Here is a 15,919-nt window from a genome sequence, read left to right as displayed (position 1 = left end):
ATTTATCTACAATGTATATTAAAACAAATGGCAATCATTTTGGCAATCACTCACCAAAAAAGCCCTCTTTTATTTCTAGAGGCAAAGAAAAAATGGTCCACTGGACCATAACTCGCTCTTTTGTTTTCAAGCTCGTAAAAAAACAACCCGTTGGGGTTGTATTCGCCTTTTCGTATTTAAAGATGCGAAGAAAAAACAACCCGTTGGGGTTGTTTTTTTACTTGAGACCGTATTTTTTGTTGAAACGATCCACACGTCCATCTGCTTGAGTGAACTTTTGACGTCCAGTATAGAATGGGTGTGAGTCTGATGAAATTTCCACACGGATCAATGGGTAAGTTTCACCTTCGAATTCTACAGTTTCGCTAGTTTTCTTAGTTGAACCACTAAGGAACTTGTAGCCAGTAGTTGTGTCCATGAAGACAACAGTGCGATATTCTGGATGGATATCTTTTTTCATTTTAAAAATTCCTTTCTGCCATGGACTCTTTCCGAGCCATAGATTATAACCATTTAAGTTTACCAAAACTTTTTTCTTCTGGCAAGTATTTTTACCGATTTTTTAGAGATTTTTAAGAGATTATAGAACAGAAGCACCTGATGCCAGGTCAGAAGTTACTCTTGCTCCAAATCCACCTCTGGATGGGCTGCCCAAACTGTCTGAAATCCGCTCCCTACCTGCCAGTATTTTTTCAGTAAGTCCTGAGGTCACAAAAATCTTCCTATCGAGACCTATCAAGACCACCTCAATGCCATCCGTATCTTCAACCACTTTAATAATCTGATCAATAGCTTGACCAAACAACCTGGTCGTCCAAATCTCACCATCAACCGATTGCTTGGACACAATGGTCACACTGGCCAGCTGACTCTGGATAGGATAGCCCGTTTGCGAACTTAAAATATGGTGGTAGGTCTGACCATCTACCGTGAGGCTTCGTTCGTAAATACCAGAGGTGACAACCGACTCTTCGCCTATCTTGAGGACAAGGGCATTCTCACCACGTGCTTTCTGAGGATCCTGAATACCAATTCGCCAGCAACCATCTGGATTATGCGGAGCTTGTCCAAACGTCAAGACATTGCCTCCCAGGTTAATCAGTCCAGCCTCTACTCCAATTCTTTTTAGAAAATCAACAATCCTATCTGCTACATAGCCTTTGGCTAGGGCACCCAGGTCAATAGCCATGCCTTCTTTTTTTAGATAGACGGTCTGCTCTCGGTCATCGAGTTCGATATCCCTTGGATTGATGAGCTGGAGTTTTTCTGAGATGACTTCGGGACTAGGGAGCTTAGCATCACTAAATCCAATCCGCCAGCTTTGTACAAGGGGACCGATGGTAATATTCAAAAAAGATCCCTGAGCCAGACTGTGTTCCTTGCCCAATTTAATCAATTCATACAGGTCATCGGCAATAGGAACTGCTTGAACACCCGCGTTGAGATTGACCTCCATCAATTCAGATGTCAAATCATTGGCAGAAAACCGGTCTTTATAAAGATAAAGCAGCTCTTCAACCTGATCCAAAATCGGTTCAGCTTCTGGATGCCATATTTTTGTTTCAATAATGGTTCCCATTAGACGAAGGGAACGGCTACTTACTTGCATTCCTCACGACCTCTTGAATTTCTTGGTAGATTTGCTCATTTTCGGAAAGGGAATAAGAGTTAGCACCGCTGGCTAGTGGGTGGCCACCGCCATCGTGGCGCTTGGCAATCTCGTTTATCGGAATGTACTTGCTGCGTAGTCGTACTCTATAGTTTCCGTCAGTTTGTTCCACAAAAATCCCCCAAGATTGTACAGTGCCAATCCGCCCTGGAGCCCCGACGATAAAGGAAGTATCCGCATCGGTCACCCCGTATTTTTTGAGGATATCCTGAGTCAAAATGACCCGTGCCGCACCGTGCTCATCGACTTCCAAGTTGTCGTAAACGTAACCTGTCAGCTTGGCAATCTTGAAATCAATGGTATCCATCTGGCGGGACATTCTTGCGAAGTCAAAATCTTCCTGACGAAGTCGAGCAACAATTTCAAAAGTGCGTGAACTAGTCGCAGGATAAAGAAAACGTCCCGTATCGCCAACAATACCAGCATATAGCAGACGAGCAGTTTCCCCATCCAATTCCAACTGGCTTTGAAGGGCCAAGTCTGCAATCATTTCACTGCATGAGCTAGCCTCAGTATTGACCCAGAGCAAGTCGCCGTATGGCTCTTCATTTGGATGGTGGTCGATTTTAATCAGGAAATCACCCTGAGTGTAGCGGTCATCATCCACACGCGCCGTATTGGCAGTGTCTGTCACGATAACCAAGGCCCCTTGATAGTCTTGGTCGGAAACCTGATCCATTTCTGCCATCCAGGCAAGATTTGGTTCCTCAAAACCGGTTACCTTGATGGTTTTTTCAGGAAAATTCTTCTGCAAGAGTTTTTGCAAGCCAACCTGACTGCCAATAGCATCTGGATCTGGTCGTTGGTGACGATGAATGATAATGGTGTCGTATTCGCGAATTTTTTCGATAATTGTATTGTAAATAGTCATAGCAACTCCTTTTCATCATTTTAGCATAAACTTCCCCTTTTGAAAATGATGGGAGTATGGTATAATAAGATTACTATGTAATTTGGAGGAAATTATGGCACTAGCAAAAATTGTTTACGCTAGTATGACTGGTAACACAGAAGAAATTGCTGATATCGTCGCCAGTAAGCTAGAAGAGTTGGGTTTGGAAGTACAGGTGCACGAATGTACGACCATTGAAACAGAAGAAATCTTGGATGCTGACTTAATTGTCGTAGCCAGCTACACTTATTCTTATGGTGGTGATGGTGAGCTTCCAGATGAAATCGTTGATTTCTATGCTGACCTAGCGGACTTGGATTTGACTGGTAAGGTGTACGGTGTTTGCGGTTCTGGCGATACCTTCTATGATGACTTCTGTAGTGCAGTAGATGACTTTGATGTCATGCTTGGTTCACGTGGTGCAGTCAAGGGGGCTGAAAATGTCAAGGTAGACCTTGCTGCTGAAGACGAGGATATCGTTAACCTCGAAAAATTTGCAACTGACCTTGCTGCCAAAGTAAATGAATAATCAAATCAACCAGTAACATCTGTTACTGGTTTTCTTAAAAGGAGAAAAAATGAATCTAGATCATATCCGGGAAAATATTAACGCTATAGATAGTCAATTAGTTGACTTGCTTGAACAACGCATGGAGCTAGTTGATCAAGTCACAGCCTTTAAGCGTGCAACAGGCAAACCTGTTTTGGATACCAGTCGGGAAAATGCGGTTCTTGAACGGGTTGGAAGCCTGGTCCAAAAGGAGGACTACCGCTCAGCTATTCAAGCGACCTTTAGCGACATCATGGCCCAGTCCAGAGCCTATCAAGCTGGAAAACTAGCTAGAGATGACCAGTAAAGATAAACAAATACTTCAACTCCTGCTCTTTTCTGTACTCATGGGACTGTTAGCTGGATTGGTCACTACATTTTTTGGAAAGATTTTATTAGAAATTGGACAAGTACGATCTGAATATTTCGATTATCTTGTTCCTTTTCTTGCATTGGCTGGGCTAGTAGTTGTATTTGTCTATCAAAAATGGGGCAGAGAAGTTCAAGCTGGGATGGGGTTGGTTTTTAAAGCGGGACAGGGTGAAGACAGTCACATTTCTCCAGTCTTAGTACCACTCATCATCTGCACGACCTGGCTCAGTCATCTTTTTGGTGCTTCCGTTGGCCGTGAAGGGGTGGCGGTTCAGCTTGGAGCTAGTCTTTCGCATTGGCTACAGAAGCATGGTTTTTCAGACTTGTCCAAAGATATGGTGACGAAGATGGGTATGGCAGCAGGTTTTGCTGGCCTCTTTCAAACACCCTTGGCTGCCAGTTTCTTTGCCATCGAGGTCTTGATCGTTGGTCAATATGCTTGGAATAGCTTGGTCTATTGTTTAGTGGCTGCTTTTACAGCTTCTACCACTTCACATTTATTGGGCTTAGAAAAATTTGCTCATGCCATTTCGGCTCCCCCTTTCCAGCTTACCTACGGTTTCAAATTACTTCTATTGGCACTATGTTTTGGTATCGTCGGTAATTTTTTTGCCTGGTTTTTGGCACAGTCAAAAAGGTACTCTACTCGCTGGTTTCCTAATCCTTACATTAAAATAGCTATCATGGGAGTTGGACTAAGCGTTCTACTGCTCCTTGTTCAGCAGGGGCGGTATTCAGGTCTGGGGACCAATTTAATTGATGTCAGTTTAGCTGGGGAACAGGTATTTGCTTACGATTGGCTACTCAAACTCCTACTGACCTGTTTATGTTTGGCCGCAGGTTTTCAAGGGGGTGAGGTCACTCCTCTCTTTGCTATTGGAGCTAGTTCTGGAGCCCTTTTAGCTGGAATATTGGGGCTGCCAATAGAACCTGTTGCTGCCCTTGGCTATTGTGCTGTGTTTGGCTCAGCAACCAACACATTACTGGCACCGATTTTAATAGGCTACGAGGTATTTGGTTGGAATATCATCCCCTACGCCATTCCAGTGCTTGCCCTAGCTTATCTTGTAAACAGAAAACAAACGATTTATGGACAGCAGATAAGAAAATTTTAAACACAAAAAGCCCGTCAAATCGGGCTTTTTTAGGTGGTTTCTATCTCCCCTGCAGGAATCGAACCTGCAACTAATTCTTAGGAGGAATTTGTTATATCCATTTAACTAAGGGAAGCTACTCTTCTATTTTAACTCATAAAATAGAAGATTGCAAGGTCGGGCTAGTCCTTACTTGATATTCGATATTTTTCCATTTTCTTTTTAAAGAGTTCGGCATTGCTTGGAGCTGTGTAGGAAATGGCATTGGCTCCTGCTTCGATCACGCAACGAATGGATTCTTCAGTTGGACCACCTGTCGCAATGATGGGAAAGTCTGGGAGTACTTGACGGATTTTTTTCACCACGCTGGGAGTTTCTAGTCCACAGGAAACGTTTAAAATATCTACGCCAGCCTCTATTCGTGATAACAAGTCTGCCTTCTCTGAAACGACTGTGTAGATAATGGGAATATCAGCCATCTTGTTAATTTGCTCAATGGTTTTAACATCCGTAGGACCATTGACCACAACAGCATAAGCTCCTTCGGACTCAGAAAGCAAACTCATATTGGCCGACCGCATTCCTGTCGTTAGTCCACCACCAACACCAGCTAAAACCGGGACAGAAGCAACCATCATAATACTTTTGAGGATGGCTGGACTAGGAGTAAATGGATAAACTGCTAAAACGGCATCTGCATTATGATTGGCAATAATCGCCACATCAGTTGTAAATAAAACCGAGCGGATACGACGACCATAAATCCGAATACCGCTGCATTCCTTAATAATGTCAGGTACCTGCACAATATCCTGGCGTAAATCAGACAAAACAGACGGAATAAACTGCTTACTCATTCGGGACCTCCTTATATCTATAGACATAGTATAACATATTTTTTATGTTAATAGCTAGATAATTCCACTCATCTTGACTAGCCCTTATAAATATAGGATACCATCTATTAGAAACAAAAAAAGAAGCAACTTTCGCTGCTTCCTCCCATCTTAGCGACGGATTTCTTTGATACGCGCTGCTTTACCTTGCAATGCACGTAGGTAGTACAATTTAGCACGACGTACTTTACCGTAACGTACTACTTCAATCTTATCAACACGTGGAGTGTGGATTGGGAATGTACGCTCAACACCTACACCACCAGAGATTTTACGTACAGTGTACATTTCTGAGATGCCTTGGCCTTTACGAGAGATAACAACACCCTCGAAAATCTGGATACGTTCGCGGTTACCTTCGACAACCTTAGCGTGAACACGTACAGTGTCACCAGGACGGAATGAAGGGATGTCAGTACGAAGTTGACCTTCTGTCAAACTTTGGATCAATGGATTCATTTTATTCTCCTATCTTTGTCAATCATAGGTGCTTTTAAACCCAGCGGATAAACTGTATTTTTGTGCGTCCATTACACACAAAATAGATTATACTAAAATCCTCTTTTCTTGTAAAGAAAAATACTCAAAATATTGAAAAAAACAAGCGAAAAATCGCCTGTTTTACCACCTTATTTAGCTGCTTTATAAAGTTCGTCAACCTTTGTCCCACTCCTCAGCTACAAGGGCCTTGCTCCTTGTAGCACGGAAAGCCCGATTAGCTTTCCTAGAGGACTGACTAGTTTTTTCTCGGAAAAAGATCGTTTCCTCGAAAAAACGTCACAGTAAGCTAGTAGATTAGTTGCTGAGAGCCTCTTTATACAGCTCATCTACCTTATTCCAGTTAATCACTTCAAAGAAAGCTTTGATGTAGTTTGGACGGACGTTACGGTAGTTGAGGTAGTAGGCGTGCTCCCAAACATCCAGTGCCAAGATTGGTTTCAAACCTTGCATGATTGGTGTGTCTTGGTTAGCAGTTGAGATAACTTCCAACTTGCCTTCTTTGTTGACAACCAAGAAAGCCCAGCCTGAACCGAAGCGAGTTGTTGCTGCTGTAGTGAATGCTTCTTGGAAGGCATCAAATGAACCGAAAGTCGCATCAATATCTGCTGCCAATTCTGCTGAAATTTCTGTTTTTTCTGGTGAAAGCAATTCCCAGAAAAGTGCGTGGTTCAGGTGACCACCACCGTTGTTGATAAGTGCTTGACGGATGTCAGCTGGAATTTGCTCTACATCTGACAAAAGTGCTACCAAGTCCTCACCGATTTCTGGGTGCTTTTCAAGGGCAGCATTTGCATTTGCAACATAAGTTGCATGGTGCTTGTCATGGTGAAGGGTCATTGTTTCTGCATCAATGTGTGGTTCCAAGGCATCGTATGCGTATGGTAGGTCTGGTAAAATAATTGCCATTTTTGTACTCCTCTGTCTATATGATAATCTTATTTTACTCCATTGTGAGAGCCTTTTCAACTTATTTGTCTGACTATATGCTTGAAATTTTTAGCAAAGCTAGGTCAAAGAGATAGTCTTTTTCAAACACACCTGTTTTAATTTGGTAGTCTGTTTCGATCAACAATTTGACCACCTTTTTCAAAAATCCAAGAGATAAGTAGCGCGAATCCCGAAGCGCAAATTTGATTTGATAGGGATTGACCTTTCGCCCCATGATTTCTGACAATTCTGCTACCATTTGTGGCTCACTCTTGCCTTGTTCTCGAAGAAGTTGAACCTGTAAATAAGTGCGGAATTGGGTCAACATAATGGCAATCAGCTTGATTTCATCCTCCCCCTGTAAACGTAAATCACGAACAAGTTGACGGGATTCATCGATTTTGGATTGAAGAACCAATTGGGTCAGGTCAAAAATATTATCCTGTAAGGTCTTAGGGATGGCAGAATCAATATCTGCCATAGTAATCAAATTTTGTCCTTTATAAGATTGCAAGAAGGCTAGGTTTTTACTGACTTCCGCAAACTCAAAATTAGATTTTACCAACAAATACTGAAAGACATCTCCATCCATATTCAAACCTAGACGCCCCAGTTCTTTCTGGAAATACTGTCGCAAGTCCGTTTCCTTCAAGGGATTGGCTTCCAGTACCAGTCCATCTCGTTTGAGGAGTTTGACCAGACGTCGCTTGCTGTCTAGCTTTCCTGGGGCTAGGATAATCAAACGGGTTGTTTCGACAGGATTTTCCAAATAAGCCTCAAACTGCTTGAGTTCGTCATCTGTCAAATACCGCTTTTTATCCGTCGTCAAATCGGCAAAATAGTCTAATATGACTACTTTTTCATCTGAAAAAAATGGCAAAGAGACCAAATCCAAATCGACCTGACTATAATCAGCCTCAGACATATCAAAATAGGCAAAACCCAAATCTGCGGGATCAAAATCCACCTGCCTTAAAAGTAAGTCCTTTGCAATCTGATATTGTCCAACATCCTCACCGCATAAAACTGTCAGAGAGCCTAAATGTTCTTTTCTTAATTTCTCAATCTGTCCAATAATTGTCATATCATCCTCTACTTCTCTCTCCATTTTACCATAAAAAAGCACCCAGTAGGTCACTGGGTGCTGGCTAACCAAGTTTTTTAGCAGTAGGTGGGATCATCAGCCTCCTGTCTTGCCGACTTGTAAATGGGACAAGGGGAGGACGCGGTCTTTCCATATATGCCATTACTTCTTGCCCATCTGGTGCAAACTGTAGTAAGCTATAAAATGAATCATGATAAAAAAGGAAAATATAGCCATTTTCATAGGCTTCTTTTATCCACTTGGTCTTAGCCGCAATACTATCCATTGGATAGTCATCCACAGCCGCAACCCATAAAGGATTACGATGGGCATGCGTTAGAAGTAGGTCTGCCATGTGAATAATAGTCTGCTGGTCTTGTTTTAATAGAATGATAGAATGCCCCTTGCTGTGTCCACCTGTCCTGTGCATTTCAATACCTGGGACGATTTCAATGGAGGAACCAAAGGTTTTGACTTGAGATTGAATAGCTTGCCAATTCTCCTTGAGATAGGTTGCACGGGTACGAGGATTTGGATGACGGACTTCATCCCATTCTATTTCATTGATGTAAATGTTGGCATTGGGAAAGGTTGAAACGATTTCTCCATTTTCCAAACATGTCAACCCGCCTGCATGGTCATTGTGCATGTGGGTCATCAGCACTCCGTCAATATCCTGTCTGCTATAGCCCAATTCAGCCAAACTTTCTAACATTCTGTTCTCAGAAACAACCCCTAAATTTCTAACTTGTTTGGCATCTAATTTTTCAGTCCCCAAACTGCTATCAATCAGAAATTTCTTTCCCTTATATTCAATGAGTATAGGATCTGTCAAATCAGCTACCAAGCCGTCGGCTGTTGTTGGATAATATCTGGACCAAACAGCCTTGGGGACAGGCCCAAACAAGGTACCTGCATCTGTATATTTGTCAGCTCCCCGTAGCCAGGTAATCCTCATTTCTCCAAATTCAAATGCTTGTAACATGGTTTCTCCTTTATCCGACTGGTACATTCAGACTGCTCATGCAATTGCAACCACCCGTTTGCTCCTCACTAGTTGGGACATGAAACTTCAGTATTTCCTCATAGATGAAATTCTCTGCTTCCCCCACTCGTTTACGATGCGGTCGACACAGCCAGATATTAAAGGGTAGGGCATCACGAAAGTGAACGACCCTAAACTGACTTTCATCAATCAATTCTTCGACACTATTCGGCAACACACTAACGATATCATTCCCTGCTGTTGCAGCGACCATATAGTCCCAAGAAGAGGAATGATGTAGACGTTGAATATCTATATTCTCATCCTTCAACTTCTGCATAATATTGCTATAGCTGGTAAAGTTTTGATTAAAGGTCGTTATGGGATAGTCCTGCAAGTCGCTCCATTCCAAATATTCCTTACTGGCTAGCGGATGGTCTTTATCCATAAAAGCAACATACTCATCTTTGTGGATTAGGTGCTGTTCATATTTTTTGCTATCCAGATTGGTCGGCTCGACTAGGAGAGCTATATTTAGCTCATTGTGCACAAATTTTTTCCATATTTCCAAGCCACCCCCCTCTAGAATTTCGATATTGATAGTGGGGTAATTGACATAAAATTTAGGCAAAAGATGAGAAAAATAAGCTCTCAAAATGATGGACGGAAGACCCAGTCGGATAGTTCCTTGCTGTTTAGCAGCTTCTTTTTGAATAACATTCTGCATTTCTTCATATTTGGCAACAATTTCTGTCGCAAAACGATAGACCATACGACCCGCTTCTGTCATACCATCCAAGCGCCCATTTTTACGATTAAATAACTGAATGCCTTCACTTGCTTCAAAATGCGTGATAAATTGACTTAAGGCAGACTGGCTGATATGGATTTTTTTGGCAGCAAGAGAAAGGTTACAGCTGGAATCTACAATATTGATGAGATAGCTCATCTGAATAATATCCATTCCCATTATATTACTCCTCCTAATAATGTCCTAGAAAATCAAACTCCCCTCCACAGACCTATTCTTAAGATGTGACATAAAATGAATCCTATTTCTATCACTCCTACTTCCACATCATCAGCTGAAAGCACAAAAAATAAAACCATAGTATTACACTCTTGTTAACCCTAGTCAAAGAGGCTTGATATTGATTTCCAAAACTATAAGGATACTTATGGAAGAGAAGACTAGCCAGTATTCTCTTCTTTTACATGTTCTTGTTTATATTATTATACCATATAAGCAAAATTATTGCATTATTAGTTAGGAACTTTTGTTTTTCCAATAATAAATGATGGATTCTGTAAGACAAAACAGAAAACGAACAAATACACTTAGCTTTATGCAGCAAGTAAATGCATTTGTCCGTTTATTCGAGTAACACTTCAGTGAATCCGTTCCTACTTACTCAACTTTCTTTCTACCTAGCCAGAAACCTGCACCTAGGGATGCTAACAAGAGGCCAAAAACACTCAGATTATTATGACTTTGTCCTGTTTCTGGGAGGCTAGGAGATCTTGGAGCTATGGAAGCCATTCTTGTCTGCTTTCCAACCACTTCTTCCTTCTGTTGGTGAGAGACTACTTGCTGTTGTGCTAATTTTGGTCTAGGCTGGCTTTGAGCTAGCTCAAGTTGCGACAGGGATATTTCTGGCAATTCTAAAGTTAAACTTGCACCTTTTTCTGTCACTAATGGCGTGAGAACACTGGATGGAAGGAAAGGATTTAGACTTGCTCCTTTAGAGATTTCCAATCTTGGTAGGATACCAAGTGAACTCTCTCCTTTTGCCACTATAGCACCCTCTAGAATACCAAATGGAAGTGTCTGACTAGCATTCAAAAGTTGGACGACCTCCTCTATGGAGATACTTGGAACAAAATGCCACACTGCGTCACCCTTAGCTACTTCTAGTGGTTCTAAAACGCCTGCTGGCAATTCATGACGAACACCTCCTCCATTTGCCGTTTCAAGAGGTGGAAGAATTCCGACCGGCAATTCATGAGTAACTCCCTTGCCTTTGGCAGTAACCAACGGTTCTAAAACGCCTGCTGGCAATTCATGACGAACACCGCCTCCATTTGCCGTTTCAAGAGGCGGCAGAATACCGACTGGCAATTCATGGGTAACTCCCTTACCTTTGGCAGTAACCAACGGTTCTAAAACGCCTGCTGGCAATTCATGACGAACACCGCCTCCATTTGCCGTTTCAAGAGGTGGAAGAATTCCGACCGGCAATTCATGGGTAACTCCCTTGCCTTTGGCAATAACCAACGGTTCTAAAACACCTTCTGGTAAGCTGTGTTTGGCAACTTCTCCATTTTTTATTGTGAGGATATGAAGAGGTACTACAAGCTCTTCTTGGCTACGGTCGTCATAGACCACACGAACAGTCATGGAGTGGTCGCCACTAGACTGTGGAATAGGAGTGACTACTACAACATCAAATTGACCTGCTTCAGCTAGTAGACTGATTTGCTTCACAATTTCAGCTGTTGTTTCCTCACTACTGCTTGCCGGCAGAACATGGGCTTCCCCATTAACGTGAGGCTGGTAGCGACTTGCTTTTGGCAGAACCAAGACTACTGGAATCTCAATCGTTTTACTGCTAGTGATAGCTGTCAACACCGTTCTGTCAAAGTTTGGATCCAACTGATAGGTTCCCTCTGTTGCTATAGGCAAATCGTTCTCCATTCCTGTGATTGATTGCCCATTATCAACTTGCACCTGCTTCTCTTTTAACAACTGACCTGACTGGGTGAAGTGCAAGGTTACTGTATGAGTTTGAACAGGCTGTTTTAGCTCTACCAAGCGATAAACAATTTCATCTTTGACCAGGTCAAAACGATTATAGCCTTTCTCCAAGGTAATACGAGCTGTAGGAGATAATAGTCCCTCAACCTTTATATATTCCTTGTCTATATTCTTGGATAGATCTTGTTCAAATCCTCTAACCAGTACCTCAACATTTCCCTCAATATCTCCTATTACATTGAGACTGGATTCCACTGGAATAATGACTGTTCCCTGACCAGATAAGCTACCTAAGGTGACTGGATCATTGGCAATAGTCAACTGAGTACCCGATTCTAGCTCTACACCAGTCGAGATTTCAGATACCTGACTAGCTAAACTAACATCCGCCTTATTGACCAATTCAAGCGTTTGGATGTTCTGTAGATTGAGTCCGTAGATACGTGCAGTATCAATAGTAACTGTATTATCCCAACTTCCGTTGCCGTCAATTGACTTCAGACTGCTAGATTTTGACGTAACCAAAACTGGCCCCATCACATCTTCTCCATTGACACCTGACAGCTTGATTCCTTGGTCTACACTAACAAAATCCGACAGGATAGAAATGGTTACTGGAATGTTACTTACTGAATCAGCATTTCCAGCATAAATGGTGTTAAACCGAGTGTCTGAATTTCCATTAAGAATGGTAATTTTCCCATGACTGCCTGCTGGTTGACCTGAACGAGAACCGGCAATTAGAGTTGGACGCAAGTCACTTTGTGCCTGACTCATTGTTGTAGATACCTGATCCAAGGTCAAGTGATAGCCATTGGCATAAATATTGGGTTGTTTACTACCATCTGCCAACATATTTAATGTTAGATCCGCAAAGGTCACATCAGCCCCTAGCTCCACATCAGGTCCACGGAAGCTTAAACGATGACCTTGACCATCAATGGTAACAGCCTTATCAAGGAGGAAAGGTTTATCCTGCCGGTGCATGATATTGTCAACAAGCTTGATCCTATCCCCGTTTTTTGCTTGGGCAAGAGCGTAGGAGAGGCTCTGGTAAGGGCTATCAAGAGTGCCGCGACCATCTTGGGATTTCTCATCACCATTGGTTACATACAAATCACGCGCCACTTGTTCCTGATAAATGCTAGTACGGAAGTCATCTGTATCCTTCAAATAAGCCTGGAAGATGCTCTTTTTCAAGTCTTGAACAGCCGAAACTCTGGTGGACAAGGGAACCTTATTAGCAGCATTACTTTTCAGTCGTTCTAAGTCTTTGGCAATGGCTTCATCCATCAAACTCTGAATAGCAGCGAAATCGCTGGCTACACTAGTGGATTTTAGCTCAGTAACCTTGGCGATGCGACGGTCAAACATAGCCTTCTTAAAGGTTGCTAGGTCTCCTCCATATTCTGGCATAATGGCAGTAAGAGCTGCCTGATCATTGGCATATTGGCCAGAAACATAGGCTACCATCCCCTTTTCATAACCGTATTCACCTAATAGTTCATAGGCATTCCGTTTAAAGCTAATATCACCTCCGCTACCCGTATCATTTTGAAGGGCAGCATAAATTGGTTCAAAGAGAGGAATGGTATAGTAGGAGTTCGTACGGGCAGTTCCTCTGGTTTCCATACCATTGAACTTATACCGTCCCGAAATTAAGCCTTGATCTACAAAATCAGCAATCGTCTGTAAGTTTGCAGCTGAAGCTGTATCAATTGAGTTGACGATTTCAGTCGTTTTTCCTCCGCCATTATTGGCTGGATTTGGAATGAGGCTGATTTTATTAAGCAGAACAGCCCTTTCATCAGGAGCCTTCTTCAAGATTGACTGGGCCTCTGCATAGTCCAGAGTGTAAATCACATCCAAAATACCCTGCATATAGGTCTTGAGGTCATCACTTGTTTGGAAACGGTCTGGACTAGCATTTTGTGTCCGATTGTCCCCCATGCGATAGGCTGTATTGATAATAAAGCTCGGGTCTTGATAGGGTGTTTTAGCAACATCCATAGACTCAAACATTCCTCTGGCAAAAACTTCTTGTAACTGGCCAGCTCGTCTATCATAGCCATTTAACCAAACGTTCTTATCCAGCATATGGGTCAATTCATGAGTATAGACAGACTGACCTGCCTCAGACAGGGATTTTTTCAAAAAGAGATTAATGGAAGTCTTTCCATTGGCCTGACCATCAGCTTGTAAAAAGTTGGCATAAAGGCTGAGCGGTCTGATAAATTTCTCGACCCCTTCTAAAACTCCTGAACCATATTTGGGTGAATAAAGTTCTTGAACGCGCTGAGTAGCTGTCCCTAGTTTCTGCGGACTATCAACCACAATAATGGCTTCATGATTGGCTAGAATATCCCTGTTCTGACTGATGCGATGCCAGAATTTCAAAAAGCTTTCCTGGTCATCAGCGTAGGATTGTAAGTTAGCTTTAAACGTTGCCATGCCGGTCTGGTCACCTGGTCGGACATAGGATTCCGTTAAACCGTAGTTGACTGTGTTTGAAGTGCTAATGGCATATACGAGATCACTAGGTAGGGTCAGGAGAGGAATGAAATGGTTGTTCAGACGTACATTGCTCTTTAATTTCTGATAGAGCGAGGAGTTCCCGTAAGGAGATTGGGACTCTGCCAGATGAGCCTTGCTAGTATCCTTAAACCATTGCTCACCTGTTTTGCCTGGTTCAAACAAGCTTACTCCCTTCTCCACAAAGGAGAAAATATCAGCTTGATTTGTAATTGGAGCTAGTTTAGTTTGGTAAGCGGTCGCTGACTGACCCAAAGTCAAATCACGATAGGTTAAAGTGTTCAAAATACTAAGTGTATTTAAGGGGGAGCCTCCACCTCCGAACACCCGGGGATAATGTAATATCAAATCCTTTGCCTGATATTGACCAAATTCAAAGGAATATTGGCGATCCAGATAGGATAAACCTGCTAAGATTTTCTCTTTATTGCGACGGATATCCTCTACATTGACCTGACTTGATTTCTCAAAAATACCTGTCAGCGTCGTTTCAATCTTAGCCTTTACTCGCTCAAAACTCTCCCTCATATCCAGCATATCCATATAGGCTGTCTGCTTGAGAGTTTGTAGCTGGTCAACTGGTAAATTACTTCCACCATTTTCCTGACGAATAGCCTTTTCCAAGTCTATTTTTTCAAAAAAATTTTCTTGATGAGATAAATGAGGATAGAGTGATTCGTAGGTCACACCTGCAAAGTCATCTTTCAGCGAAGCGACCTGTTGAGCAACTGTTTCACTGGTCTGGTTTGTCGTTGGCTGAGCCGTTGCAGAAACCATCTGACTGCTGCCATCTGAATTGACTACTAGGTATTGATGAACAGTAACTCCACTGACTGAGATCATCAGCTTTCCATTGGCATCTAGCGGTAATTTAGCCAACTCCTGAGCTGCCACACTGCGAGCCATTCGAGCTGAACGTAACACAGGCTGAACGACTTCTTCTACTACTTGATTGGTCGGAGTAGCTTCTTCTACTAATGTTTCGGATGGTTGAACCAATTGACTAACCTGATCCGGTGAAGCTACTACCGGTTGTTCTACTTGACTTAGATTCACACCTGCTTCCCCAGTAGCTGAAGAAGTGCTTGCAGTTGGCTCAATCGACGGCGAGAGTTCTCCAGCAACTTGCCCACTCTGTTCTCCCCCTACCGTCTGATTTTGCACTGGTTCCGATTGACTTGGCGCAACTGTTTGACTGACTGCTAGCTCCTGATTGGTAGCACTATCTTGTACTACTGGTCCTGTTTCTACCAATCCACTATCTTGAGATGGCGTTTCTTGAGGACTAGTCGTAGCCGATTGAGAACTAGCTACTTCCTCTACTACCTCAGTCTGCCCACTAATAGATTGTACTTGTGTGGCTTCCTCTGTCACTGCCGGACTAGTTTGACTGGTGGCAAGGCTACTAGTAGGAGCTGAGCTTGCCTCTTGGGCAGCCGCAACCTGCCCTCCAGCAACGCTAAAGCTAATTGCTAAGGCAACTGATACGACACCGATGGAAAACTTCCGTATGCCAAAATGATGCTTCTTTTGTAAAAAATTCAAATTCATTAAAATATAGTCTCCTTCTTGAGCCAAATAAAAAATCCACTACAATTATATAAGTAAAAAGAATGAAATGCAAAGAATACGCTGTCAATCTTACAAAAACAAGAAAATTTC

The 15,919-nt window shown here is 42.5% G+C and carries 13 protein-coding genes and 1 tRNA gene; 3 read left to right on the top strand and 11 right to left on the bottom strand.

Annotated features, from left to right (window positions below; translation table 11 throughout):
- Nucleotides 1-217: 217 nt before the first annotated feature.
- From PW220_RS03500 to PW220_RS03490, 3 genes are all read right to left on the bottom strand, one after another.
- Complete coding sequence (locus PW220_RS03500; protein ID WP_029944240.1) at nucleotides 218-460, bottom strand: type B 50S ribosomal protein L31; 243 nt, start codon at nucleotides 458-460, stop codon at nucleotides 218-220.
- Between the two features lie 120 nt (nucleotides 461-580).
- Nucleotides 581-1,609 (bottom strand): FAD:protein FMN transferase, encoded by a 1,029-nt coding sequence (locus PW220_RS03495; RefSeq protein ID WP_248054568.1) that lies wholly within the window; start codon nucleotides 1,607-1,609, stop codon nucleotides 581-583.
- Nucleotides 1,596-2,540 (bottom strand): DHH family phosphoesterase, encoded by a 945-nt coding sequence (locus PW220_RS03490; protein ID WP_248054570.1) that lies wholly within the window; start codon nucleotides 2,538-2,540, stop codon nucleotides 1,596-1,598. The genes PW220_RS03495 and PW220_RS03490 overlap by 14 nt, the downstream gene beginning before the upstream one ends.
- Nucleotides 2,541-2,634: 94 nt before the next feature.
- Between PW220_RS03490 and PW220_RS03485 the strand changes: the two genes are divergently transcribed.
- From PW220_RS03485 to PW220_RS03475, 3 genes are read left to right on the top strand one after another with little or no spacing between them, the layout of a single operon-like run.
- Complete coding sequence (locus tag PW220_RS03485) at nucleotides 2,635-3,090, top strand: flavodoxin (protein ID WP_105117408.1); 456 nt, start codon at nucleotides 2,635-2,637, stop codon at nucleotides 3,088-3,090.
- A 49-nt stretch (nucleotides 3,091-3,139) separates the two neighbouring features.
- Nucleotides 3,140-3,418: a chorismate mutase gene (locus tag PW220_RS03480; protein WP_248054572.1), complete on the top strand. Its 279-nt coding sequence runs from the start codon at nucleotides 3,140-3,142 to the stop codon at nucleotides 3,416-3,418.
- Nucleotides 3,408-4,598 (top strand): chloride channel protein, encoded by a 1,191-nt coding sequence (locus PW220_RS03475; protein WP_248054579.1) that lies wholly within the window; start codon nucleotides 3,408-3,410, stop codon nucleotides 4,596-4,598. Before PW220_RS03480 ends, PW220_RS03475 begins: the two co-directional genes overlap by 11 nt.
- Before the next feature lie 43 nt (nucleotides 4,599-4,641).
- On the opposite strand, the gene PW220_RS03470 is transcribed toward PW220_RS03475, so the two are convergent.
- The 8 genes from PW220_RS03470 to PW220_RS03435 all read right to left on the bottom strand — a co-directional run bounded on the left by PW220_RS03470 (nucleotide 4,642) and on the right by PW220_RS03435 (nucleotide 15,808).
- Nucleotides 4,642-4,713 (bottom strand) — tRNA-Arg (locus PW220_RS03470).
- Nucleotides 4,714-4,759: 46 nt separating this feature from the next.
- Entirely contained in the window at nucleotides 4,760-5,434 is a 675-nt protein-coding gene (locus PW220_RS03465) for a beta/alpha barrel domain-containing protein (protein WP_248054581.1), read from the bottom strand.
- Between the two features lie 150 nt (nucleotides 5,435-5,584).
- Nucleotides 5,585-5,932, bottom strand: a complete 348-nt coding sequence (gene rplS / locus PW220_RS03460) for a 50S ribosomal protein L19 (RefSeq protein WP_011921928.1) — start codon at nucleotides 5,930-5,932, stop codon at nucleotides 5,585-5,587.
- A 336-nt stretch (nucleotides 5,933-6,268) separates the two neighbouring features.
- Nucleotides 6,269-6,880, bottom strand: a complete 612-nt coding sequence (gene sodA, locus PW220_RS03455) for a superoxide dismutase (protein WP_248054583.1) — start codon at nucleotides 6,878-6,880, stop codon at nucleotides 6,269-6,271.
- 73 nt (nucleotides 6,881-6,953) lie between these two features.
- Nucleotides 6,954-7,985, bottom strand: coding sequence for a DNA polymerase III subunit delta (holA, locus tag PW220_RS03450; RefSeq protein WP_248054585.1), 1,032 nt, complete (start codon nucleotides 7,983-7,985; stop codon nucleotides 6,954-6,956).
- A gap of 64 nt (nucleotides 7,986-8,049) precedes the next feature.
- Nucleotides 8,050-8,970 (bottom strand): MBL fold metallo-hydrolase, encoded by a 921-nt coding sequence (locus PW220_RS03445; protein WP_248054587.1) that lies wholly within the window; start codon nucleotides 8,968-8,970, stop codon nucleotides 8,050-8,052.
- A 10-nt stretch (nucleotides 8,971-8,980) separates the two neighbouring features.
- Nucleotides 8,981-9,934 carry a LysR family transcriptional regulator gene (locus PW220_RS03440; protein WP_248054801.1) on the bottom strand — a complete coding sequence of 318 codons (954 nt, stop codon included), beginning with the start codon at nucleotides 9,932-9,934 and terminating at the stop codon, nucleotides 8,981-8,983.
- A gap of 444 nt (nucleotides 9,935-10,378) precedes the next feature.
- The gene (locus PW220_RS03435) at nucleotides 10,379-15,808 is read right to left on the bottom strand and encodes a ZmpA/ZmpB/ZmpC family metallo-endopeptidase (RefSeq protein ID WP_248054593.1); all 5,430 of its coding nucleotides are present in this window, start codon (nucleotides 15,806-15,808) and stop codon (nucleotides 10,379-10,381) included.
- Nucleotides 15,809-15,919 lie beyond the last annotated feature (111 nt).

The organism is Streptococcus sp. 29892, assembly GCF_032594935.1.
Lineage (GTDB): Bacteria > Bacillota > Bacilli > Lactobacillales > Streptococcaceae > Streptococcus > Streptococcus hyiners.
This window is presented reverse-complemented; position numbering and strand designations above follow the sequence as displayed.

Bases quoted from the DNA above. Each gene is read 5' to 3' on its own strand.
- PW220_RS03500 (WP_029944240.1), bottom strand. From the start codon at position 460: ATGAAAAAAGATATCCATCCAGAATATCGCACTGTTGTCTTCATGGAC.
- PW220_RS03495 (WP_248054568.1), bottom strand. From the start codon at position 1,609: ATGCAAGTAAGTAGCCGTTCCCTTCGTCTAATGGGAACCATTATTGAA.
- PW220_RS03490 (WP_248054570.1), bottom strand. From the start codon at position 2,540: ATGACTATTTACAATACAATTATCGAAAAAATTCGCGAATACGACACC.
- PW220_RS03485 (WP_105117408.1), top strand. From the start codon at position 2,635: ATGGCACTAGCAAAAATTGTTTACGCTAGTATGACTGGTAACACAGAA.
- PW220_RS03480 (WP_248054572.1), top strand. From the start codon at position 3,140: ATGAATCTAGATCATATCCGGGAAAATATTAACGCTATAGATAGTCAA.
- PW220_RS03475 (WP_248054579.1), top strand. From the start codon at position 3,408: ATGACCAGTAAAGATAAACAAATACTTCAACTCCTGCTCTTTTCTGTA.
- PW220_RS03465 (WP_248054581.1), bottom strand. From the start codon at position 5,434: ATGAGTAAGCAGTTTATTCCGTCTGTTTTGTCTGATTTACGCCAGGAT.
- rplS (WP_011921928.1), bottom strand. From the start codon at position 5,932: ATGAATCCATTGATCCAAAGTTTGACAGAAGGTCAACTTCGTACTGAC.
- sodA (WP_248054583.1), bottom strand. From the start codon at position 6,880: ATGGCAATTATTTTACCAGACCTACCATACGCATACGATGCCTTGGAA.
- holA (WP_248054585.1), bottom strand. From the start codon at position 7,985: ATGACAATTATTGGACAGATTGAGAAATTAAGAAAAGAACATTTAGGC.
- PW220_RS03445 (WP_248054587.1), bottom strand. From the start codon at position 8,970: ATGTTACAAGCATTTGAATTTGGAGAAATGAGGATTACCTGGCTACGG.
- PW220_RS03440 (WP_248054801.1), bottom strand. From the start codon at position 9,934: ATGGATATTATTCAGATGAGCTATCTCATCAATATTGTAGATTCCAGC.
- PW220_RS03435 (WP_248054593.1), bottom strand. From the start codon at position 15,808: ATGAATTTGAATTTTTTACAAAAGAAGCATCATTTTGGCATACGGAAG.